Source organism: Variovorax sp. GW823-FHT02B07 (genome assembly GCF_058797695.1).
On record NZ_JBXAJX010000013.1, the window covers coordinates 45569 to 66768 of the forward strand.

The window sequence follows — 21200 nt, forward strand, 5'->3', positions numbered from 1 at the left end:
GGAGGGGCCGCAGGGCGCGGCCGTCGCAAAGCGGGCAATGATACGGGCCCGGCTGCGGCCGTCCGTGTCAGCGGGCATCGCGCGACGAAGGAGGACGACAATGCCGGCGTGCTGCCTGTTTTCCTTGTTACTTTTCCTTTCTTCGCCCTGATCGCGGCCGGCTACGCCGCCGCCCGCACCCGCATCCTGCCGCTGGATGCGATCCCGGGGCTCAACACCTTCGTGCTGTATTTCGCGCTGCCCTGCATGCTGCTGCGCTTCGGCGCCGGTACGCCCATCGCGCAGCTGCTGGACGGCAGCGTTGCACTGATTTGGGGCATCTGCGCGCTGGCCGTGGTGGCGGGCGTGGTGCTGTTCACGCGCAATGCGCGCATCGGCTGGAACGACGCGGCCTTCGGCGCGCTGGTGGCGGCCTTTCCGAACACCGGCTTCATGGGCGTGCCGCTGCTGGTGGCGCTGCTGGGCGCGCAGGCGGCCGGGCCGATCATCATCACCATCGCGTTCGACCTCGTCGTGACCTCGTCGCTGTGCATCGCGCTGTCGCGGCTCGACGGGGCCGGCAGTGCGGGCCGCCACGGCGCCACGCTGGCCGCGCGCAAGGCGCTGCGCGGCATCCTCGTGAACCCGATGCCGTGGTCGATCCTGCTGGGCGTGCTGCTGTCGGCGGTGCGCTGGCAGCTGCCCGGGCCGGTCGAGCGCACCATCGCCATGCTGGCCGACGCAGCCTCGCCCGTGGCGCTCTTCACCATCGGCGCGGTGCTGGCGCGTTCGGCGCTGCTGGCGCGCGAGCACGGCGCCAGCGCCATGGTGGCGGCGGCGATGGGCACCGGCGCCGGGCCCACGCCGAAAGCGCCGCTGGCCGACGTGCTGCCCGTGGTGCTTGTGAAGCTGGTGCTGCATCCGCTGGCGGTCTGGGCGCTGGGGCGCGGCGCCATCGTGCTGGGGCTGCCGCTGGCACCCTCGGCGCTGGCCGTGATCGTGCTGGTCGCGGCGCTGCCGAGCGCGAGCAACGTGTCGATGCTGGCCGAGCGCTTCGGCGCCGACAACGGCCGCATCGCACGCATCATCCTGTGGACGACGGTGGCGGCGTTCTTCACCTTCCCGGTGGCGGTCGGCGCGCTGCGCTGACCGGGGGCGCTACTCGGTCAGCACGCCGAGCTTGTACGGATCGGCGTCGGAGAGCCGCTCGCACTTCGAGAAGTCGCGGCCCTGCGTGCCGTCGCAGTAGTAGGTGTTGTAGATACGGCCGAACAGCGTCGGGCTGGCCGTGAAGAGCACGCCGTGGTCCGGCTGCCAGTTGTCCTTGGGGGCGGGCGCGGTGGCTTCCATCGGGCGGGCCGCGTCGGTGGTGCCGGGGGCGGGCGTGAAATCGGCCAGCGTCTTGCGGGCTTCCTCGCCGCGCCAGCGCACCGCCAGCTCGGCCGCCGTGGGGCGGGTCGCCACCGGCACCAGGATGCCGTTGACCTGCAGGCCGTGCCCGAAGCGGTGCGTCTTGCCGGCCAGGAAGGCGTAGGCGCAGGCCGCCATGCAATGGCCGCGCACCTCGGTCTGCACGCCGCTCTCGCGGATCGCGTCGGCGTACGCGCCGGCCGCTTCGGCGGTGCCGCCGAACGAATCTTCGAAGACCACGGTGCGCACCGTGCCGCTGCTCAGGAGTTCGGTGAAGGCCTTGACCTTGCTGCCGTCGAGCGTGCCCGACACCACCAACCGCCGACCCTGCAGTTCGAGCTCCGCCGCGCCCGCGGACCCTGCAGCGGCAAGGTACGAGAGCGACACGGCGACAGCCACAGCAACCCCAGCCAGAAGAGACGACGATTTCACGGCGACCTTTGCATCAAGCGAGCGGGCACGAAACACCGCGGACCCAGCGATGGAACCGCACAGGCACAGCTTGTGCAAGGGCGGGGGTACCGTCAACTCTTTTTGCAGATTATTTCGGGGTAATCCCAGGGCATGTCTAAAGGCATACCGTGCGTTATCTCTTCAGATGAATGCTTGCGTATGCAGTTGCACTGCTACAGTGGTTCCGAGTCCAAGGTGTGAAGGGTCCAAGTGGGGCGCGCGATGGCAATACTGGTTCGCATCCTGATGTGGTTGACCTGGCTCGCTGCGGTGGGCTGGTTCTGGCATGCCGGCACGATCGGCACGGGCGCCGCGCTCGCGCTGGCCGCGCTGAGCCTCGTCGTGTTCGCCTGGCCGAACAGCATTGCGCGGCGACGGCACAACGAGCTGCGCTACGTCGACATGGGCAAGGAGCCCACCGGCTATCACTGACGACGGCTGACGACCGGCGCGGCGCGTTCGTGCAGCGCCTAGGACTTTGGTCCAATGCGCAACGACGCAGAGCTTCCTAGGATGGCGGCGCCTTACCGCCCTCCAGGAATCTCGCCGTGCCTCTTTTCCCTCTGCGTTTTCGTCTCGCCCGTCTTCTGCTGCTGGCCGTTCCGATGGCCGTGCTCGTCGCCTGCGGCGGCGGGGGAGACGGCGGCTCGGCCGTCGGCTTCTGGCCGAACGGCGGCACGACCACCCCGCTGCCCGTCACCACCCCACCCACGACGCCGCCCGACGTGCCCGACGACGGCGATGCCCTGCGCAACACGCCCTGGGTCGAGGGCGTGTTCCGGACCGCGAGCCTCTACAAGGACCGCTGCGCGGCACCGCGCACCGGCACCGACCCCGACGGCAAGCCCTTCGCCGACAAGACCGGCCGCACGCTCGACGAGAACAACTGGCTGCGGTCGTGGACCAACGACACCTACCTCTGGTACGACGAGGTGCCGGACCTGGACCCGGCGCTGTACGCCACGGCCGACTATTTCGACCTGCTCAAGACCCACGCCGTGACGCCTTCGGGCAGGGACAAGGACCAGTTCCATTTCACCTACACCACCGAGGAGTGGAATGCGCTCTCGGGCGCCGGCTCGTCCGTCGGATACGGCGCGCAGTGGGCTTTCTTTGCCCTCTCCCCGCCGCGCGATCTGCGCGTGGCGTACGTGGAGCCCGGCTCTCCCGCGGCCACGACGGGCGCCGGCCTGCCGCGCGGCGCCCGGGTGCTCGGGGTCAACGGCGTCGATTTCGTGAACGACCCCACGCAGGAAGGCGTCGATGTCATCAACGCGGCGCTCTTTGGCGCTGCACCGGGGACGTCCACGCGGTTCACCGTCGTCGACGCGGGCAGCAACACCCCGCGCGACATCACGCTGACGGCGGCGCCGGTGATCTCGACCCCCGTCCAGAACGTCAAGACGCTCCCGAACGCGGGCCGCACGGTTGGCTACCTGCAATTCAACGACCACATCGGCACGGCGGAACTACAACTGAAGGCCGCCATGGAGTGGCTGCGCGCGCAGCGGGCCACCGAGCTGGTCGTCGACCTGCGCTACAACGGCGGCGGCTATCTGGACCTGGCCAGTCAACTGGGCTTCATGGTCGCCGGCGAGACGCAGACGCGCGGCAAGACCTTCGAGACCGTGCGGTTCAACAACAAGCACACCGAGCGCGATCCGGTGACTGGCAACACGCTCGCGCCCACGCCGTTCTGGGCCACCACCCTGGGCTTTCTTTCTCCCATCGACCCGCCCCTTCCCCTGCCCAGCCTCGACCTGCGACGCGTCTACGTGCTCACGGGCCCCGACACCTGCTCGGCCAGCGAGGCGTTCATCAACGGCCTGCGCGGCATCGACATCGACGTGGTCCAGATCGGCGACACCACCTGCGGCAAGCCCTACGGCTTCTATCCCGAGGACAACTGCGGCACCACCTACTTCAGCGTGCAGTTCCAGGGCGTGAACGCCAAGGGCTTCGGCGACTACCCGGACGGCATCGTGCCTACCTGCTTCGTGCCCGACGATTTCAGCCGTGCGCTCGGTGATCCGCAGGAGGCGCGCCTGGCCGCCGCACTGGCGCACCAGGTCTCGGGGGCCTGCCCCGCCGCACCGGCCGGGCGCCTCGCCAAGCGTGCCGTCGCCGGCCCCGCCGCGCCCTTGCTGCACAAGCCCGAAGGCCTGCGCAACCGCATCCTGCGTCCGCGCTGAAGCAGGCGCAGGCGCAGGCACGCGCGCCGCGCTCAGATGCTGTGCGGGTCCACGTCCACCAGCCAGCGGATCACGCCCTTGCCTTCGGGCGTGCGCCGCAGTTCGTGCAGCAGCGGTTGCCAGGCGGCCAGCAGGCGCTGCAGCGCGGCGCGTGAGGGGCTTTCGATGAGCATCTGCGCGCGCTCCACATTCGCCACGCGCTGGATCGCCAGCGGCACCGCCGGGTAGCGCGTGACCAGGTCGGCGCCGGGCAGCGCCTCGGCCTGGTCGGCCGCGAGGTTCAGGAAGCCCTGCGCCACCGCCTGCTCGCGCGCGTCGGCGCGCACCAGCGCCTGGAACGCGAAGGGCGGCATGGCGGCGGCCTGGCGTTCCTCCAACTGCTGCTTGGCGAAGGCCTCGTAGTCATGCCGGCGCAGCGCCGCGAACAGCGGATGCGGCGCGTGGTGCGTCTGGATCCACATCTCGGCCTTGGCGCCCTGTGCCGCAAGGTAGGCGGCGTCGCGGCCCGCGCGGCCGGCCGACTGCATCAAGAGGCTGAACAAGCGCTCGGGCGCGCGGAAGTCGCTGGAGAACAGCGCGCCGTCGGGGTTCACGGCGGCCACCAGCGTGATGCGGCGGAAGTCGTGGCCCTTGGCGATCATCTGCGTGCCCACGAGCACGTCGACCTCGCCCGCGTGCACGGCGGCGAGTTGCGATTCGAGTGCGCCCTGTTTCTTGGTGCTGTCGGCGTCGATGCGCGCGATGCGCACCGCGCTGCCGTCCGCATGCTTCACGCCGGCGAACAGCTCGGCCAGATGCTCTTCGAGCCGTTCGGTGCCGCGGCCCACGGGCGCGATGTCGGGGTTGCCGCAGGCCGGGCAGGCGCGCGGCACGCGCTCGGTGAAGCCGCAGTGGTGGCAGCGCAGCGTCCGGTCGATCTTGTGGAACACGCGGTAGGCGCTGCAGTGCGGGCATTCGCTCTTCCAGCCGCAGTCGCCGCAGGCCAGCACCGGCGCATAGCCGCGCCGGTTCAGGAAGATCATGCTCTGCTCGCCGCGCGCGATGCGCTGGCCGATGGCGTCGAGCAGCGCGCCCGAGATCACCGTCTTCGGCGGCTGCAGGTTCATGTCCACGAGCCGCACCGCCGGCAGCGCGCCCGCGCCGATGCGCGAAGGCATGGCCAGCCGCACGTAGCGCCCGCCCGGGTCGTCGCCCTCGGGCGGCCGGCTCTGGTGCCAGCTCTCGAGCGAGGGCGTGGCCGAGCCCAGGATCACCTTGGCTTTTTCGCGCTGGCCGCGCCACACGGCGAGGTCGCGCGCCGAGTAGCGCGCGCCTTCCTGCTGCTTGTAGCTCGGGTCGTGTTCCTCGTCGACCACGATGAGCTTCAGCCCCGGGATCGACGCGAACACCGCCATGCGCGTGCCCAGCACGATGCGCGCCGCGCCGCTGTGCGCCGCCAGCCAGCTCGCCAGCCGCTGCGGGTTGGTCATGCCGCTGTGCAGCGACACCACGGCCTCGTCGCCGAAGCGCGCCTTGAAGCGGGCCTCGAGCTGCGGCGTGAGGTTGATCTCGGGCACCATCACCAGCGCCTGCGCTTCGGGGTCGCGCGCGAGCAGGTCGGCCACGCAGCGCAGGTAGACCTCGGTCTTGCCGCTGCCCGTGCTGCCGACCAGCAGGAAGGTGCCGGTGCCGGCCTCGATGCGGGCCAGCGCGGCCGACTGTTCGTCGGAGAGGGCAATCAGGTTCGCGGATTCGGCCGTCTCGGCCACCGGCCCGGCCGTGGTCTTGCGCTTGAGCCGGCGCGCCAGTTGGGTCGTGCTCAGGTCGCGCAGCTGCGGCGGCAGGGCGGCCAGCGCGATCTCGCCGATCGAGCGCTGGTAGTAGCGCCCGGCAAAGGCCACGAGGTCGCGCCAGGCCTCGCCCAGCGGCGCCAGCGCGTCGAGCGCGGCGCCCACGGGCTTCAGCGCCATGTCGGGCTCGGCACCCTCCAGCGAGGTCGGCTCGTTCCAGACCACGCCCAGCACCTCGCGCTTGCCCAGCGGCACCCGCACCAGCGTGCCCGGTACCAGCGGCTCGGCGCCGGCGTAGCTCAGCAGGTCACCCAGCGCCGCATGCGCGGGCGTCTGCACCGCGATGTCGAGTCGCCAGGGGCAGGAGACGTTTGTGGCGGATGTGACCGTCGGCGCGCCGGCTTCGGGCGGCGATTCGGCGGAGGGGCTGGGCGTCCTTTTTGGCAAGGTTTGTTAATGCGTTTTGGAGCAAGACCGCTTAAGTTGTTGATTTCACAGCGCTTTGGCGGTCATCCAGAGTTTCTGTGGATAACTTTGTTGACAAGACGGCTGGATAGTCGCCGAAGCCTTGATTTTCAAGGCTTCCGCTGGAATGCCTGTAAAAAAAGCAAAAATCAAAACCTATATAAATCAACCACTTAGCGTCGCTATTGGTTTAGGAGCAGAACCAATGCCCCCTCAGATAATCTTGCGCAGTGCAACACGCGTTTTGTGCATAAGTCGGGCGTCCGGGGCCGTTTTAGGGCTTGACAAACGCCGGGCGACTGGCTTTCAGGGGGCGCTGAGTCTGCCAACCGGGCGGTCGGCAGTTCACATTTGTTAGCTCAAGTGCGCAGCGCGCGCGACTGGTCGTGCACCGCCTGGACCAGCGCCGCGACGTGGTCGGGCGGCGTGAACTGGCTGATGCCGTGGCCCAGGTTGAAGATGTGCGTCGGGCCCGCGGTGGTGCGGTCGGTGTGGGGCTTGCCGAAGGCCTGCAGCACCTTGCCGACCTCGGCCTCGATGGCCGCGGGCGGGGCGAACAGCACGTTCGGGTCGATGTTGCCCTGGATCGCCTTGGCCTTGTCCTCGGTGCCTTCGGCCACGAGGCGGCGCGCGGCCGCGAGGTTCACGGTCCAGTCGACGCCGAGCACTTCGCAGTCGAGCGCGCGCATGGCGCCCAGCCACAGGCCGCCGCCCTTGGTGAAGACGATGCGCGGCACCGGCTGGCCGTCGGGGCCGTGGCGCTTCAGGCCGGCGAGCACGCGCGCGGTGTAGGCCAGGCTGAATTCGTGGAAGGCGCCGTCGGCGAGCACGCCGCCCCAGCTGTCGAAGATCATCACGGCCTGCGCGCCGGCGTCGATCTGGGCATTGAGGTAGGCGGCGACCGAATCGGCATTGACCGCGAGCACGCGGTGCATCAGGTCGGGGCGGCCGTACAGCATGCTCTTCACGAGGCGGTAGTCGCTCGAGCCCGCACCTTCGACCATGTAGCAGGCCAGCGTCCACGGGCTGCCCGAGAAACCGATCAGCGGCACGCGGCCGTTCAGTGCCTTGCGGATCGAGCCCACGGCGTCGAACACATAGCGCAGCTTGTCCATGTCGGGCACTTCGAGCGCGGCCACGGCCGCTTCGTCGCGCACCGGGCGCGCAAAGCGCGGGCCTTCGCCGGCCTCGAACGACAGGCCCAGGCCCATCGCGTCGGGCACGGTGAGGATGTCCGAGAACAGGATGGCCGCGTCGAGCGGGTAGCGCGCCAGCGGCTGCAGCGTGACCTCGGTGGCGTAGTCGGTGTTGGTGGCCAGCCCCATGAAGCTGCCGGCCTTGGCGCGCGTGGCAACGTATTCAGGCAGGTAGCGGCCGGCCTGGCGCATGAGCCAGACGGGCGTGTGGTCGGTGGCCTGGCGCCAGCAGGCCCGCAGGAAGGTGTCGTTTTGCAAAGGGGCGAAAGGCATGGCCCGATTGTCGCAGGGCCCCCCGCGTTCACCGTGAGTTGACCGACAGCGCACTTTGCGTTGCATCAACCCGCCCCGGTGCGCCAGGCCGAGCGCCAGCCGCGAGCATCCGTTCCGCATAACAACTTCGGTCTGGAACGGACATGGCGCAGCAGGTTTTCGATGTGGTGGTGGTGGGCGCCGGCTCGGCCGGCTGTGTGCTGGCGCACCGGCTGGTGCGCGCCGGGCGCCGCGTGCTGCTGCTGGAGGCGGGCCCGCCCGACGACGACCGCTTCATCCACATGCCCGCCACCTTCGTGCGCGTGATCGGCACCGAGCGCACCTGGGCCTACGAGAGCGAGCCGCAGCCCGCCGCCGCCGGCCGCAAGATGTTCGTGCCGCAGGGCCGCACGCTGGGCGGCGGCAGCTCGGTCAATGCCATGGTCTACGTGCGCGGCACGCCGGCCGACTACGACGGCTGGGAGGCGCAGGGCTGCGAGGGCTGGGGCTGGCGCGACGTGCTGCCGTGGTTCCGCAAGGCCGAGGGCAATGCGCGCTTCGCCTGCGAGCTGCACGGCACGAACGGGCCGCTGAAGGTGAGCGACACGCGCTTTCGCCATCCGCTGAGCCTGGCCTTCCTGCGCGCCGCGCAGCAAAGCGGACTGGCCTACAACGACGACTTCAACGGTGCCGCCCAGGCCGGCGTGGGCTTCTACCAGACCACCACCTTCGAAGGCCGGCGCGCGAGCACCGCCGCCACCTACCTCGCGGCCGTGCGCGACGACCCGAAGCTCACCGTGGTGACCGGCGCGCACGTGCTGCGCGTGCTGATGCAGGACGGCGCGGCCACCGGCGTGGTCTACCGCACGGGCCGCAACGGCAGCGGCGAAGAGGTGGTCGCCACCGCGCGCGATGAAGTGATCCTCTCGGCCGGCGCGCTCGCCTCGCCCAAGCTGCTGCTGCTGTCGGGCATTGGCCCCGGCGCGCAGCTGCAGGCGCTGGGCCTGCCGGTGGTGAAAGACCTGCCCGGCGTGGGCGAGAACTTCCAGGACCATCTGGAGGTGTCGGTCTACGGCCGCACGCGCGAGCCCGTGAGCCTGCTGGGCAACGACCGCGGCCTGGCGGCGCTGAAGCACGGCCTGCAATGGATGCTGTTCGGCTCCGGCCTGCTCACGTCGAACGTGGTCGAGAGCGGCGGCTTCGTCGACACCACCGGCGAAGGCCGGCCCGACCTGCAGTTCCATGTGCTGCCCGTGCTCGTGGGCGACGTCGACCGCGCACCGCTGGCCGGCCACGGCCTGTCGATCAACCCCTGCTTCCTGCGCCCGCAGTCGCGCGGGCGCGTGGCGTTGCGCAGCGCCGACCCGATGGCGCCGATCCTGTTCGACGGTGGCTACCTGCAGGCGCAGGCCGACGTCGACACGCTGGTGCGCGGCGTGAAGCTGGCGCGCCGCATCCTGCGCGCGCCGGCGCTGCGCGAGGTGGTGTCCGAAGAGCTGGCGCCGTCGGCCGCCGACGACATGTCCGACGAGGCCCTCGAGGCCTACGTGCGCGAGCGCGCCAAGACCGTCTACCACCCCAGCGGCACCTGCCGCATGGGCCGCGACGCCATGGCCGTGGTCGATGCGCGCATGCGCGTGCACGGCGTGGCGAAGCTGCGCGTGTGCGATGCCTCGGTGATGCCCTCGCTCGTCAGCGGCAACACCAACGCGCCCACCGTGATGCTGGCCGAACGCTGCGCGGACTTCGCGCTGTCGGGCAACTGAAGTTGCGCGCTCGGTCAATCGCCGAAGCGCACTGAAACCTAGAGTCCTTTCCAACAAGGAGACAGAGCGAATGAGTGCTACAGAGTCCATGGCCGGCAAGGTCGCCTTCATCACCGGCGGCGGCACCGGCATCGGTGCGGCGGTGGCCGCGCAGTTTGTCGCGGCGGGTGGCCGCGTGGTGCTGATGGGGCGCCGCCTCGCGCAGCTCGAAGCGGTGGCGTCGACGCTCGGCGGGCTCGCGGTGGCGGGCGATGCAGCGAGCACTGCCGACGTGCAGCGCGCCCTGGCCGCCGCGCGCGAACGCTTCGGCGGCGTCGATGTGCTGGTCGCCAACGCGGGCGGCCACGGCGTGGGCGATGCGCTTGCGACCGACGACGCCTCGTGGGCGCTGTCCACGCGCCTGAACCTCGACACCGCCTTCGTCTGCGCACGCGAGCTGCTGCCCGAGCTCATCGCGCGGCGCGGCAACATCGTCGTGCTCTCGTCGCTCGCGGGCCACTTCGCGGGGCCGGGCGTGGTCGGCTACGTGACCATGAAGCACGCGCTCATCGGCCTCGTGCGTTCGCTGGCGCGCGACTACGGACAGCAGGGCGTGCGCGTGAACGCCGTGTGCCCCGGCTGGGTGCGCACCGAGATGGCCGACGAGCAGATGCAGGTGCTCGTCGACAAGTACCGCCTGCCCGATGCCGACGCGGCCTACGCCCTCGTCACGCGCGACGTGCCCATGGGCCGCGCCGCCAGCCCCGACGACGTGGCGAACGCCGTGCTGTTCCTGGCCTCGCCGCTGGCCGCGATGGTCAGCGGCAGTTCGCTGATGGTCGATGGCGGTGCGTCCGCGGTCGACCTGCCCACCATCGCCTTCGCGCACGACGCTTGAAAGGGGCCGCACCATGAGCACCGACACCACCAAGCCCGCCGACTGGAAGACCTACGACCAGTTCGCCCTCGGCATCGCAACCAACCGCCTGCCCGCTACCGACGCGCTCGCCGGCCAGACGCTGCGGCTCGCGCTGCCCGGCTTCCAGCTCACGCTGCAGCCGCGCGCACAGCACACGCTCGACTGGCACGAAGACGGCGCACGCGGGGGCGAAGGCCAGGGCGACTGGTACGAGGCCATCGAGGTCGCGCCCGACACCTTCTTCCTCGACATCACGCAGGCCAGCCGACCCAGCGAGGCGCTGACCGTCGTCCTCAACACGCGCACGCGCCGCGTGCTCGCCATCCGCTGCCGCATCATCGGCGCCGACGAGGCCGCGGGCCAGCCGCGCGTGCCGCAGGACTTCTGGCCCGGCACGCTCGAAGGCGCCGCCGCCACCGGCCTCGCGCCGCACGCCACGCGCGACCTCATCGGCCTGCGCACCTGGCAGACCTACAGCCCCAACCACACCTACGAGCACACCTACCTGAGCGCCGAGCGCTACGCCTGGCAGTGCCTCGTGGGCGTGCAGCGCGGCCACGGCGACGTCGACCTCGCGAGCTACTGGAAGTTCGACGACGACCAGTACGTCTTCACCTTCCGCGAGTTCCTGATTCCGGTTGCGTCGGTGTTCTTCTTCGACTTCGCGAACGGCCGCTCGACCGGCAAGTTCCTCGGGCTCACCGGCACCGGCGCGATCGCCAACAACCCCGCCGGCGCCTTCATGCGCAAGGCCTCGCAGACCTTCTATCCGCCCGAGTTCGGGCCCGTCTGATTTCACCGTTGTCCAGGAGCTTTTGTCATGCGCACCCCTTACCAGATCGTGGCCGACCACTACGCCGCCTCCGACCGCCACGACCTCGCCGCGATGTTCGCCGACGTGGCCAACGACGTGCAGTGGACCGAGATGGCCGGCTTTCCCTGCGCCGGCACGCACGTCGGCCCCGCGCAGGTGGTCGAGAAGGTCTTCCAGGTGCTCGGCGCCGAATGGGAGGGCTACCGCTTCGTACTCGAGCGGCTGGTCGACGGCGGCGACACCGTGGTCGGCATCGGCGACTACCACGCGCGCCACCGCACCACGGGCAAGCCGATGCAGGCCCGCGTCACGCATGTGTGGCAGGTGCAGGGCGGCCAGGTGCGGCGCTTCGAGCAGTTCACCGACACGCTGCTCGTGGCCCGTGCCATGCAGCCGTGATGCCTCTTTCTTTCGCATCCCTTCCCGGAGCCCGCCCATGAATCTGCGCGACCTCTCGATCGAACACCTCGGCCAGGTGGGCCTGCTGGCGCAGCGCCGCCGCGGCAACCACATCGACGGCCACGAGGTCGTGCCCCGCAACGGGCAGTACCTGCCGGTGGTCGACCCGGCCACCGAGATGACCGTGGCCGAGGCGCCCGACAGCGACGCGGAGGACGTGCACGCGGCGGTCGCCGGCGCGCGCCGCACCTTCGAGAGCGCCGCCTGGAAGTCGCTGCGCCCGGCCGACCGCGAGCGCATGCTGTACACGCTCTCGACGCTCATCGAGTCGCACGCCGACGAACTCAGCGCGCTCGAAACCCTGCAAAGCGGCAAGCTGCGCGGCATCGCGCGCATGGTCGACGTGGGCGCGGGCGCGGAGTTCGTGCGCTACATGGCGGGCTGGGCCACCAAGCTCGAAGGCCAGACGCTCGACAACTCCATCGGCATCCCCGGCGCGCAGTGGGTCACGTACACGCGGCGCGAACCGGTGGGCGTGGTCGCGGCCATCGTGCCGTGGAACTTTCCGCTCGCCATCGCGCTGTGGAAGGTGGCGCCCGCGCTCGCGGCCGGCTGCACCGTGGTGCTCAAGCCGTCGGAAGAAACACCGCTCACCGCACTGCGGCTGGCCGAGCTGGCGCTGGAGGCGGGCTTTCCGCCGGGCGCGCTCAACGTGGTGTGCGGGCGCGGCGCCACGGCCGGTGCGGCGCTGGCCGCGCACCCGGATGTCCGCAAGATCAGCTTCACCGGCTCGACAGCGGTGGGCCGGCACATCGGCCATGCGGCCGTCGACAGCATGGCGCGCTTCACGCTGGAGCTGGGCGGCAAGTCGCCGCTCATCGTGCTGGGCGACGCCGACCCGGTGGCGGCGGCGCAGGGCGCGGCCAACGGCATCTTCTTTCACCAGGGCCAGGTGTGCACCGCGGGTTCGCGCGTGTACGTGCAGCGCGGCCTGTTCGACGAGGTGGTACGCCGCCTCGCGCAGGCCGCCGAGGGCCTGCACATCGGCTCGGGCTTCGACCCGAAGGCGCAGTTCGGGCCGCTGGTGTCCAAGCGCCACCTGGCGCGCGTGATGGCGCACATCGACGGCGCCGTGGCCGAGGGCGCGACGCTGGTCACGGGCGGGCGCCAGGCCTTCGACGGCGGCTGCTTCGTGCAGCCCACCGTGTTCGTCGACGCGCAGCCGTCGATGCGCATCGCACGCGAAGAAGTGTTCGGCCCGGTCGCGACCGTGGTGCCCTTCGACGACGTCGACGACGCGGTGCGCCTGGCCAACGACAGCGCCTACGGCCTGGCGGCCAGCGTCTGGTCGAACGACCTCTCCTCTGTGCACCGCATCGTGCCGCGCCTGCAGGCGGGCGTGGTCTGGGTCAACGCGCACAACGTGCTCGACAACGCGCTGCCGCTGGGTGGCGTGAAGCAGTCGGGCAGCGGGCGCGACCTGGGGCGCGCGGCGGTGGAGAGCTTCACCGAACTCAAGAGCGTGTGCATGGCGGTGTAGCCCCGCCCCCGGTTTCGATCACCCCAAAAGAAGGAGACACCTCATGCAAAGCAAAAGACGAATCGCGCTGTCGGCCGTTGCTGGCGCGCTGGCCCTCGCTGGCTTCAGCGGCGCCTGGGCGCAGGCGGGCCCCGACTGCGGCCTCAACACCGGCAAGCCCGCCACGGGCGAGCCCATTCCCATCGGCGCCGTGGTCGGCAAGACCGGCCCCGACGACTTCAGCGCCTCGGGCCAGGCGGCGGCCGCGTACTTCAAGTGCGTCAACGCCAACGGCGGCATTCATGGCCGGCCGGTCGACTACCTCGTGCTCGACGACCAGTGGAACCCCGAGACGGCCGCGCAGGTGGCCTCCAAGCTCGTGAAGGACCGCAAGGTGGTCGCGCTCGTGGGCAGCACCAGCTTCGTGGAGTGCGGCGCCAACGCCAAGATGTACGCCGACGAGGGCGTGATGGTCATCGCCGGCACCGGCGTGCCGCGCGAGTGCTTCAACGCGCGCAACTACGTGCCGGTGAACGCCGGGCCGCGCGTGTCGGCCACCATCGCCGCGATGTACGCCGCGCAGAAGTACAAGGCGAAGAAGATGGTCTGCATCATTCCGAACATCCCGAGCCTGGGTAACTGGGCCTGCGAGGGGCCCAAGGAATGGGGCAGGAAGAACGGCGTGACGGTCGAGACCCTCACCATCGACCCCGGTTCGGCCGACGCCACCTCGACCATGCTGCAGGCCGCCGCGAAGAAGCCCGACACCATCATCATGAACGTGCCCAAGGGCATCCTGGTGCCGATGCTGGCCGCGGCCGAGCAGCAGAACCTGGGCAAGAAGATCCACTTCGTGTCGGCCGCGCCGGCCTACAACGTCGACGTGCCCAAGGCCATCGGGCCGTACTGGAAGGGCAACTTCGACGTCAACCTCGAGTTCAACCCGCTCGAATCGGCCGGGCCCGACAACAAGAACTGGCTCGCGGTGATGGACAAGCACGGTGCCAAGAGCGACCCGCGCGACACCTTCTCGCAGGCCGGCTACCTGGCCGCGCGCCTGGCCACGCAGGCGATGCTGAAGATGGACCCGAAGAAGATAGCCCGCGCCAGCGTGACCGATGCGCTGCGCAAGGTGAGCGACTTCCGCAGCGACATTCTTTGCAAGCCCTTCTACGTGGGCAGCGGCAACCGCCACAACGCGAACAACAGCGGGCCCATGGCCAGCCCCGACGGCAATGGCTGGCGCTTTGCGCCCGGCGGCTGCCTCACGGCGGACGACCCGGAGCTGGTCGACATCCGTGCCGACGAGCAGAAGATGGGCCTGAAGTAAGCGCGCCGGGCCATGGAGGACTACCTGCCTTTCGTCATCTCGGGCCTGGGCCTGGGCGCGGTGTACGCGCTCTCGGGCGTGGGGCTGGTGGTGCTCTATCGCTCGTCGGGCGTGCTGAACTTCGCCTTCGGCGCCATCGGCGCGCTCGGCGCGTATGTGGCCTGGACGCTGCTCGAAGCCGACTGGCCGCAGGGCCTGGCGTGGTGCGCGGCGGTGCTTGCGGCCATGGCGCTGTCGCTGGCCTACGGACGCCTGCTGGCACCGCGCCTGTCGCACCGCGACCCGACCATCCGCAGCATCGCCACCCTGGGCTTCGCGCTCGTGGTGGTGGGCTTCACCGAATGGACCTGGGGCGAGCAGCCGCGCCGCCTCGTGCTGCCGACCGACGGCGGTGCGCTCGAGTTCGTGTTGGGCGAGGTCGAGGTGCGGCTCACGCACACACGCGCGCTCGGCCTGGCGCTGGCGGTGCTGATGATGGGCGGCGTCGGCCTGCTGCTGTCGAAGACGCGCGTGGGGCTGAAGATGCGCGCGCTGGCCAACGACCGCGACCTGAGCGCGCTGCTCGGCATCCGCGTGCTCGGCGTCGACACGGTGGCGTGGATATTGAGCGGCGCCTTCGCGGGCGTGTGCGGGCTGCTGCTGGCCAACATCGTGCGGCTGCAGGCCACGCTGCTGACCTTCCTCGTGATTCCGGCCTTCGCCGCCGCCATCATCGGCCGCCTGCATTCGCTGCCGGCGACCGTGGCGGGCGGCATCGCGATCGGCGTGCTGGAGGCGCTGGCGATCACGGTGCCGGGCTTCGCGGCCTTTCGCACCGCCACGCCGTTCCTCATCGCGCTGGCGATGATCGTCTTCTACCGCGCGGGGACGCGCTCGGCATGAACGCGTCGATCCTCGAAGGCGCCATGCCCGCGTCCGACGCGGCACCCGCCGCGCTCGCGCAGGCCACGCGCCGCGCCCGCCGTTCGCTCGTGCTCATGGTGGCCTGCGTGCTGCTGGTCGGCTGGGCCGTGCCGTGGTTCGCGAACGCGTACTGGATCAAGACGCTCACGTCCTCGCTCGCGCTGTCGGTCGCGGCAGCCGGCGTGGCGCTGCTCTATGGCCAGCTCGGGCTGGTGTCGCTGTGCCAGTACGCGCTGCTCGGCGCGGGCGGCTGGGTCGCGCTGCGCGCGGGGCACGGGCTGGGTTGGCCCTTCGAGCTGTCGGTGCTCGCGGGCGGGCTGCTGTCGTGCGTCGTGGGCATGCTCGCGGGCCTGCCGGCGCTGCGGCTCAAGGGGCTGTACCTGGCGCTCGTCACGATGATGATGGCGGGCGGCTTCCAGGTGGTCGTCAACGTGACGGGCTTTCCCGACGGCGGCGCGGGCTGGCTCGGCCGCGTGTTCGGCAGCGAGCGGTTGATGATGCCGCGGCCCGCGCTGGCGCTGTCCGACGCCGCGTACTTCCGCTACGTCGCCGTGTGGCTGGCGGCGGTGCTGGCGCTGATCGAGTTGCACCGGCGCACGCGCGCGGGCCGCTCGTGGGCGCTGATCCGGCGCGGCGAGGCGGCGGCCGTGGCGGCTGGCGTGAACATCCTGCGCTACCAGACCTGGGCCTTCGGGCTCGCGGGCTTCTGCGCGGGCGTGGCCGGCGCGCTGCTCGCGGGCGGCGTGGGGCAGCTCGACGGGCGCGCCTTCACGGCGGGCGAATCGGTGATGCTGTTCGCGCTCACGGTGGTGGGCGGCGTGTACCACTGGGCCGGCGCGCTCATCGCGGGCCTGCTGCTGCGCGCGGTGCCGGCGCTGCTGACCGACTTCGGCGTCAACGGCTACCTCGCGATGATCTTCTTCGGCGTGGCGCTGCTGCATGCGCTCATCACCGCGCCGAGCGGCATCGCGGGGCAGCTGATGGGCGTGTTCGATGCGGTGCGCCAACGCTTCGCCGCACCGAAGGACAAGGACGCCGCGCCATGATCCGCATCGACGATCTCACCGTCGCCTTCGGCGGCGTCAAGGCCATCGACGCGCTCACGGCGCAGCTCGACGCGCCCGTGTGCGGCCTGATCGGGCCGAACGGCGCGGGCAAGACCACGCTGGTCAACGTGCTCAGCGGCCTCGTGTCGCCGAGTGCCGGCCGCGTGGCGGTGGACGGCGCCGACCTGCTGGGCCTGAAGCCCATCGCGCGCGTGCGCTTCGGCCTGCGCCGCTCGTTCCAGACCGAGCAGGTGGTGGAAGACCTCAGCGTGTGGGATAACGTGCGCGCGCTGCTCGATCACGTGCCGCACGCGCGCGGCGAGGCCGCCTCGCAGGTGGCGCGCGCGCTGTCGCACACCGGCCTGCTCGACGTGGCGACCGTCATGGGCCACCGCCTCAACCTGTTCCAGCGCCGCATGCTGGAGCTTGCGAAATCGCTGGTCGGCGCGCCCAAGCTGCTGCTGCTCGACGAGCCCGGCGCCGGCCTCACCGAGCAGGAAGCCGGCGTGCTGCGCCGCACGATCGGCGCGGTGCATGCGTTCTGCGGCGCGCAGGTGCTGCTCATCGACCACGACGTCGACCTGATCGCCGCGACCTGCACGCAGACCCTGGTGCTCGACTTCGGCCGCCGCCTCGCGCTCGGCCCCACGCGCGAGGTGCTCGACGATCCGGCCGTGCGCAAGGCCTACCTGGGAACGGAGTGACCACCCCATGCTGAACGTGACCGATCTGCGCCTGCAGCGCGGCGGCAAGGCCGTGCTGCACGGCATCGACCTGCAGGTGCCGCCGGGCGAGGTGACGGCGCTGCTGGGCGCCAACGGCGCGGGCAAGTCGAGCACCGTGATGGCGATCGGCGGCGTGCTGCCGCTCACGGGCGGGCGCATCGAGGTCGAGGGCCACGCACTGCACGGCCAGCGGCCCGAGCGCGTGCGCGCGCTGGGCGTGGCGGTGGTGCCGGAAGGGCATCGCGTGCTCGGCGAGCTGTCGGTGCTCGACAACCTGCGCGCCGCCGCGACCGCGCTGCCTGCGGCCATGGTGGCCGATGCGGTCGAGCGCGTGCTCGGCGTGTTCCCCGAGCTGCGCGTGAAGCTCGCGCTGCCCGCGCGCTCGCTGTCGGGTGGACAGAAGCAGATGGTCTGCATCGCACAGGCACTCATCGGCAAGCCGCGCTACCTCGCGATCGACGAGCTCTCGTTGGGGCTCGCCCCTGCGGTGGTCAAGCGGCTGGTCGAGGTGGTGCAGCAGGTCGCGCGCGAGGGCGTGGGCGTGCTGCTGATCGAGCAGTTCACGACGGTGGCACTGGCCGTGTCGAGCCGCGCCTATGTGCTGGAACGCGGGCGCATGGCTTTTGCGGGCTCGTCGGAAGAACTGCGCAGCCGGCCGGAGATCCTGCACAGCAGCTATCTCGCGGCGGCCTAGGCGCGTTCCTTCGGCGCCTTCCGTGCGGTGGGCATCACGAAGGCCTGGAAGTAGTCGCGCAGCCGCGCGGTGAACTCCTCGGCGATGGCCGAAGGCGCCGACTGCGGCGAGAACGCCATCGACACCTCGACCGGGCAGCGCGGCGACAGCGGCAGGATCTTCAGGTCGCGCGCGAACACGGAGGCCACGTAGGGGTTGACGATGCCGACGCCCGTGCCCTGCGCCGCCATCATGCAGATGGTGACCGAGTAGGTGGTCTCGACCGTGGCGGCGCATTCGATGCGGTGCTGCTGCAGCGTGCGCTGGAACTGCTGGTGGATCTCGTCGTCGGCATTCAGCGTGAGCAGCACCTGCTGCTTCAGGTCGCGCACATGAATCGCGTCGCGGTGCGCCAGCGCATGCCCGGGATGCACGACGCACACCGCGCTGGCCTTGTGCAGGCTGACCGCGTCGAGCTGCGGGTCGTGGAAGGCGGCGGTGCTGAGCGCGACGTCGTACAGACCGTAGAGCAGGCCTTCGCGCAAGGCGTGCGTGCCGACGGTCTGCAGGTTGACGTGCACCTCGGGATGCAGCCGCGAGAAGGCATGGATCACCTGCGGCATGACGCCGAGCCCGAGCGCCGGCGTGCAGCCCACGCGCAGCGACCCCGCGCCCGACTTGCGCAGCACCGCCACGCTCTGCTCGATGCGGTCCAGGCCCAGGAAGTGGCGCTGCACGGTGTCGAACAGCTGGCGCGCCTCGTGCGTGGGGCGCAGCCGCCCCTTGTGGATGTCGAACAGCTTGAGCCCGGTGGCATGCTGGATCTGCGAGAGCAGGCGGCTCACGGACGGCTGCGTGGTGTGCAGCAGGGCCGCGGCGGCGGTGGTGGTGCCGGTCTGCATCACGGCGCGAAAGGCCTCGATCTGGCGGAAGTTCAACGGGCGCGACATGCGGGGGGCTCCTGGGGCTGCACGGTGCAAGGCGGAAAGCATGGCATATCTTTTCTGCATAGCCTGTGAATGAAAATGAATTTTTCAGAATGATGCTGCGTTCCTAGACTGCGCCCTATCCACCCCCTCCATCGCGCCGTCGCGGCGCACAGCAAGGAAGACGCATGACACAGCAATGGCCCCGCAGGGCCGCCGGCCTCGGCCTTCTCGCACTGGCCCTGGGCGTCGCTTCGATGTCGCACGCATCGCAGCCGCAGGCCTACCCCGACCGCATGATCCGGCTCGTGGTGCCCTTCACCGCCGGCGGCAGCTCCGACGTGCAGGCCCGCATGCTGGCCGACCGGCTGGGCAAGCTGTACAAGCAGTCGGTGGTGGTCGACAACAAGCCCGGCGCCGGCGGGCACATCGGCGGCAAGTTCGTGGCCGATGCACCGGCCGACGGCTACACGCTGCTGCTCGGCTCGATCGGGCTGCACGCGACCTACGGCGTGTTCAAGAAGCTGAGCTACGACCCCGCGACCGACCTGAAGGTGGTCACGGTGCTGGCCGAGATGCCGCACGTGGTGGTGGCCCACCCCGCGCTGCCTGCCAACGACCTGAAGCAGCTGGTGGCGCTGGCGCGCAAGCAGCCGGACACCAGCAACTTCGGTTCGGCCGGCGTGGGCTCGTCGGTGCACATGATCGGCGAGCTCTTCAAGCTCACGGCCGGTGCACCGCTCGTGCACGTGCCCTACAAGGGCAGCACGGCCGCGCTGAACGACCTGCTGGCGGGGCAGATCCAGCTGATGTTCGAGAACCCGCCGACCACGCTGGCCCACATCCGCGGCGGCAAGCTCAAGGCGCTGGCCGTGACGGGCAAGGCCCGCCTGCCGGCGCTGCCCGAGGTGCCGACCGCGATCGAGTCCGGCTTCCCGGCCTTCGAGGCCACCTCGTGGACCACGGTGGCGGTGAGCGCCAAGGTGCCCGACGCCATCGCCGACAAGCTCAATGCCGACATTCGCAAGATCGTCGCCGCGCCGGAGTTCCGCCAGGGCCTGTCGGAGCAGGGCATGACGCCGGTGGCCAACACGCGCGACGCTGCGACGCGCTTCATCGCCGCCGAGAAGCAGCGCTGGGACAAGGTGATCCAGCAAGGCCGCATTGCCGCGGAGTGAGCCCCATGTCGTCGAACCCACTTCCCGAGCAACCCCGCCTCGCGCCCGTGCCCTGCCGCCGCGTGGGCGATGGCGCGCAGCACCATTTCTTCGGCTACTACAACAAGAGCGCCTGGGACCGCAGCGGGCGCTACCTGCTGGCGCAGCAGGTGCCCTGGATGGACGCCGAACTCACGCCGACGGCGGCAGCACGCATCGGCTACTTCGACCTCCAGGACAACGACCGCTTCCATGCGGTGGGCGACACCACCGCATGGAACTGGCAGATGGGCAGCCAGCTGCAGTGGCTCGACGGCGCACCGGGCCGCCAGCTGGTCTACAACAGCCGCACCGGCGACGCCGATGCGTTCTACCCCGGCTTCGGCGCCACGGTGCTCGACGTCGACACCGGCGCCAAGCGCCTGCTGCCCCTGCCGATCTACGTGGTGGCCCCCGACAGCCGCTGGGCCTTGAGCGTGGACTACCGGCGCCTGTACATCACGCACCGCACCATCGGCTACAGCGAAACCGGCGGGCCGTTCGAGCTGCCGCTGGCACCGGCCGACGACGGCATCCACGCGACCGACCTGGCCACCGGCACGGCGCGGTTGCTGGTGAGCTACGAGGACCTGCGCCAATTCCACCCGCGCGCGTCGATGGAAAAAGCGATCCACTGGGTGAGCCACATCGAGGTCAACCCGTCGTCGTCGCGCGTGCTCTTCCTGCACCGCTGGACCGAGCGCGTCGAGGACGAGACCTGCTTTTTGCATCGCCTGCTCACGATGAACCCCGACGGCTCCGACCTGCGCCTGCTGGAGTGCTCCGACCACCCGCTGCCGCAGCTGGCGGACGATTTCGACCCGACGGCCGTGGGCACCTTCGACTACGAGAAGTCCGAGTACCAGATCTCGCACCCGCTGTGGCAGGACGACGAACACATCATCGTGTGGGGCCCGCACGCCGGGAAGATCCACTACCACCTGTACCACGACCGGGAGGGCGGCGAGGTCCGCGTGATCGGCGACGGCGTGCTGGTGGAGAACGGCCACATGACCTTCTCGCCGGTCAACACGCGCTGGCTGCTGAGCGACACCTACCCCGACGCCCGCACGCACGAGCGCGTGCTGTTCCTGTTCGACATGGCCACCGGCCGTCGCCACGACCTGGGCAGCTTCTACGCCTCGCCGGCGTTGAGCAAGGAGAACCGGTGCGACCTGCACCCGCGCTGGCGCCGCGACGGACTGCAGGTGTGCATCGACTCCGTGCACGAATCGCAGCGGCAGATGTACATCGTGGACGTGTCGGGGATCGTGGGCAGCCCCTGAAGG

The 21200-nt window shown here is 70.4% G+C and carries 18 protein-coding genes and 1 pseudogene; 15 read left to right on the plus strand and 4 right to left on the minus strand.

The window, feature by feature from the left end:
* Positions 1 to 108 precede the first annotated feature (108 nt).
* Entirely contained in the window at positions 109 to 1128 is a 1020-nt protein-coding gene (locus AC1RGU_RS30830) for an AEC family transporter (protein WP_492700289.1), read from the plus strand.
* A gap of 9 nt (positions 1129 to 1137) precedes the next feature.
* On the opposite strand, the gene AC1RGU_RS30835 is transcribed toward AC1RGU_RS30830, so the two are convergent.
* Positions 1138 to 1788: a hypothetical protein gene (locus AC1RGU_RS30835; RefSeq protein ID WP_253252503.1), complete on the minus strand. Its 651-nt coding sequence runs from the start codon at positions 1786 to 1788 to the stop codon at positions 1138 to 1140.
* Between the two features lie 276 nt (positions 1789 to 2064).
* Here AC1RGU_RS30835 and AC1RGU_RS30840 point away from each other — a divergent pair, with 276 nt between their 5' ends.
* Positions 2065 to 2274 carry a hypothetical protein gene (locus AC1RGU_RS30840; protein WP_447740821.1) on the plus strand — a complete coding sequence of 70 codons (210 nt, stop codon included), beginning with the start codon at positions 2065 to 2067 and terminating at the stop codon, positions 2272 to 2274.
* A 116-nt stretch (positions 2275 to 2390) separates the two neighbouring features.
* Complete coding sequence (locus tag AC1RGU_RS30845; RefSeq protein ID WP_492700292.1) at positions 2391 to 4034, plus strand: S41 family peptidase; 1644 nt, start codon at positions 2391 to 2393, stop codon at positions 4032 to 4034.
* Between the two features lie 32 nt (positions 4035 to 4066).
* On the opposite strand, the gene priA is transcribed toward AC1RGU_RS30845, so the two are convergent.
* Entirely contained in the window at positions 4067 to 6148 is a 2082-nt protein-coding gene (gene priA / locus AC1RGU_RS30850) for a replication restart helicase PriA (protein ID WP_455755310.1), read from the minus strand.
* 479 nt (positions 6149 to 6627) lie between these two features.
* Entirely contained in the window at positions 6628 to 7737 is a 1110-nt protein-coding gene (gene hemE, locus AC1RGU_RS30855) for a uroporphyrinogen decarboxylase (protein ID WP_447740826.1), read from the minus strand.
* 143 nt (positions 7738 to 7880) lie between these two features.
* Between hemE and AC1RGU_RS30860 the strand changes: the two are divergent.
* From AC1RGU_RS30860 to AC1RGU_RS30905, 10 genes and pseudogenes are all read left to right on the plus strand, one after another.
* Positions 7881 to 9473: pseudogene (locus AC1RGU_RS30860) on the plus strand (GMC family oxidoreductase); the annotation flags it as partial.
* A gap of 79 nt (positions 9474 to 9552) precedes the next feature.
* A complete protein-coding gene (locus AC1RGU_RS30865) occupies positions 9553 to 10359 on the plus strand; it encodes an SDR family NAD(P)-dependent oxidoreductase (RefSeq protein ID WP_492700294.1) in 807 nt (268 codons plus the stop codon).
* Between the two features lie 13 nt (positions 10360 to 10372).
* Positions 10373 to 11173 (plus strand): MoaF C-terminal domain-containing protein, encoded by an 801-nt coding sequence (locus AC1RGU_RS30870; RefSeq protein ID WP_492700296.1) that lies wholly within the window; start codon positions 10373 to 10375, stop codon positions 11171 to 11173.
* 27 nt (positions 11174 to 11200) lie between these two features.
* Positions 11201 to 11593 (plus strand): nuclear transport factor 2 family protein, encoded by a 393-nt coding sequence (locus AC1RGU_RS30875; RefSeq protein ID WP_099794882.1) that lies wholly within the window; start codon positions 11201 to 11203, stop codon positions 11591 to 11593.
* 37 nt (positions 11594 to 11630) lie between these two features.
* The gene (locus AC1RGU_RS30880) at positions 11631 to 13133 is read left to right on the plus strand and encodes an aldehyde dehydrogenase family protein (RefSeq protein ID WP_492700299.1); all 1503 of its coding nucleotides are present in this window, start codon (positions 11631 to 11633) and stop codon (positions 13131 to 13133) included.
* A 43-nt stretch (positions 13134 to 13176) separates the two neighbouring features.
* Positions 13177 to 14442, plus strand: coding sequence for an ABC transporter substrate-binding protein (locus AC1RGU_RS30885; RefSeq protein WP_492700301.1), 1266 nt, complete (start codon positions 13177 to 13179; stop codon positions 14440 to 14442).
* A 12-nt stretch (positions 14443 to 14454) separates the two neighbouring features.
* Entirely contained in the window at positions 14455 to 15324 is an 870-nt protein-coding gene (locus AC1RGU_RS30890; protein ID WP_062476232.1) for a branched-chain amino acid ABC transporter permease, read from the plus strand.
* On the plus strand, positions 15321 to 16391 hold the full coding sequence (locus AC1RGU_RS30895; RefSeq protein WP_492700303.1) for a branched-chain amino acid ABC transporter permease: 1071 nt from the start codon (positions 15321 to 15323) through the stop codon (positions 16389 to 16391). Before AC1RGU_RS30890 ends, AC1RGU_RS30895 begins: the two co-directional genes overlap by 4 nt.
* Positions 16388 to 17095 (plus strand): ABC transporter ATP-binding protein, encoded by a 708-nt coding sequence (locus tag AC1RGU_RS30900; protein WP_139701522.1) that lies wholly within the window; start codon positions 16388 to 16390, stop codon positions 17093 to 17095. Before AC1RGU_RS30895 ends, AC1RGU_RS30900 begins: the two co-directional genes overlap by 4 nt.
* 7 nt (positions 17096 to 17102) lie before the next feature.
* Positions 17103 to 17810, plus strand: coding sequence for an ABC transporter ATP-binding protein (locus AC1RGU_RS30905; RefSeq protein ID WP_492700306.1), 708 nt, complete (start codon positions 17103 to 17105; stop codon positions 17808 to 17810).
* On the opposite strand, the gene AC1RGU_RS30910 is transcribed toward AC1RGU_RS30905, so the two are convergent.
* The gene (locus tag AC1RGU_RS30910; RefSeq protein ID WP_095743478.1) at positions 17807 to 18739 is read right to left on the minus strand and encodes a LysR substrate-binding domain-containing protein; all 933 of its coding nucleotides are present in this window, start codon (positions 18737 to 18739) and stop codon (positions 17807 to 17809) included. The genes AC1RGU_RS30905 and AC1RGU_RS30910 overlap by 4 nt on opposite strands.
* 164 nt (positions 18740 to 18903) lie before the next feature.
* Between AC1RGU_RS30910 and AC1RGU_RS30915 the strand changes: the two genes are divergently transcribed.
* Entirely contained in the window at positions 18904 to 19893 is a 990-nt protein-coding gene (locus AC1RGU_RS30915; protein ID WP_492700308.1) for a tripartite tricarboxylate transporter substrate binding protein, read from the plus strand.
* Between the two features lie 5 nt (positions 19894 to 19898).
* Complete coding sequence (locus AC1RGU_RS30920) at positions 19899 to 21197, plus strand: hypothetical protein (protein ID WP_492700310.1); 1299 nt, start codon at positions 19899 to 19901, stop codon at positions 21195 to 21197.
* Positions 21198 to 21200 lie beyond the last annotated feature (3 nt).

Coding starts and splice junctions, on each gene's coding strand:
- AC1RGU_RS30870 (WP_492700296.1), top strand. CDS start 10,373: ATGAGCACCGACACCACCAAGCCCGCCGACTGGAAGACCTACGACCAG.
- AC1RGU_RS30915 (WP_492700308.1), top strand. CDS start 18,904: ATGACACAGCAATGGCCCCGCAGGGCCGCCGGCCTCGGCCTTCTCGCA.
- AC1RGU_RS30840 (WP_447740821.1), top strand. CDS start 2,065: ATGGCAATACTGGTTCGCATCCTGATGTGGTTGACCTGGCTCGCTGCG.
- AC1RGU_RS30885 (WP_492700301.1), top strand. CDS start 13,177: ATGCAAAGCAAAAGACGAATCGCGCTGTCGGCCGTTGCTGGCGCGCTG.
- AC1RGU_RS30895 (WP_492700303.1), top strand. CDS start 15,321: ATGAACGCGTCGATCCTCGAAGGCGCCATGCCCGCGTCCGACGCGGCA.
- AC1RGU_RS30875 (WP_099794882.1), top strand. CDS start 11,201: ATGCGCACCCCTTACCAGATCGTGGCCGACCACTACGCCGCCTCCGAC.
- AC1RGU_RS30910 (WP_095743478.1), bottom strand. CDS start 18,739: ATGTCGCGCCCGTTGAACTTCCGCCAGATCGAGGCCTTTCGCGCCGTG.
- AC1RGU_RS30880 (WP_492700299.1), top strand. CDS start 11,631: ATGAATCTGCGCGACCTCTCGATCGAACACCTCGGCCAGGTGGGCCTG.
- AC1RGU_RS30890 (WP_062476232.1), top strand. CDS start 14,455: ATGGAGGACTACCTGCCTTTCGTCATCTCGGGCCTGGGCCTGGGCGCG.
- AC1RGU_RS30905 (WP_492700306.1), top strand. CDS start 17,103: ATGCTGAACGTGACCGATCTGCGCCTGCAGCGCGGCGGCAAGGCCGTG.
- AC1RGU_RS30900 (WP_139701522.1), top strand. CDS start 16,388: ATGATCCGCATCGACGATCTCACCGTCGCCTTCGGCGGCGTCAAGGCC.
- AC1RGU_RS30865 (WP_492700294.1), top strand. CDS start 9,553: ATGAGTGCTACAGAGTCCATGGCCGGCAAGGTCGCCTTCATCACCGGC.
- AC1RGU_RS30920 (WP_492700310.1), top strand. CDS start 19,899: ATGTCGTCGAACCCACTTCCCGAGCAACCCCGCCTCGCGCCCGTGCCC.
- hemE (WP_447740826.1), bottom strand. CDS start 7,737: ATGCCTTTCGCCCCTTTGCAAAACGACACCTTCCTGCGGGCCTGCTGG.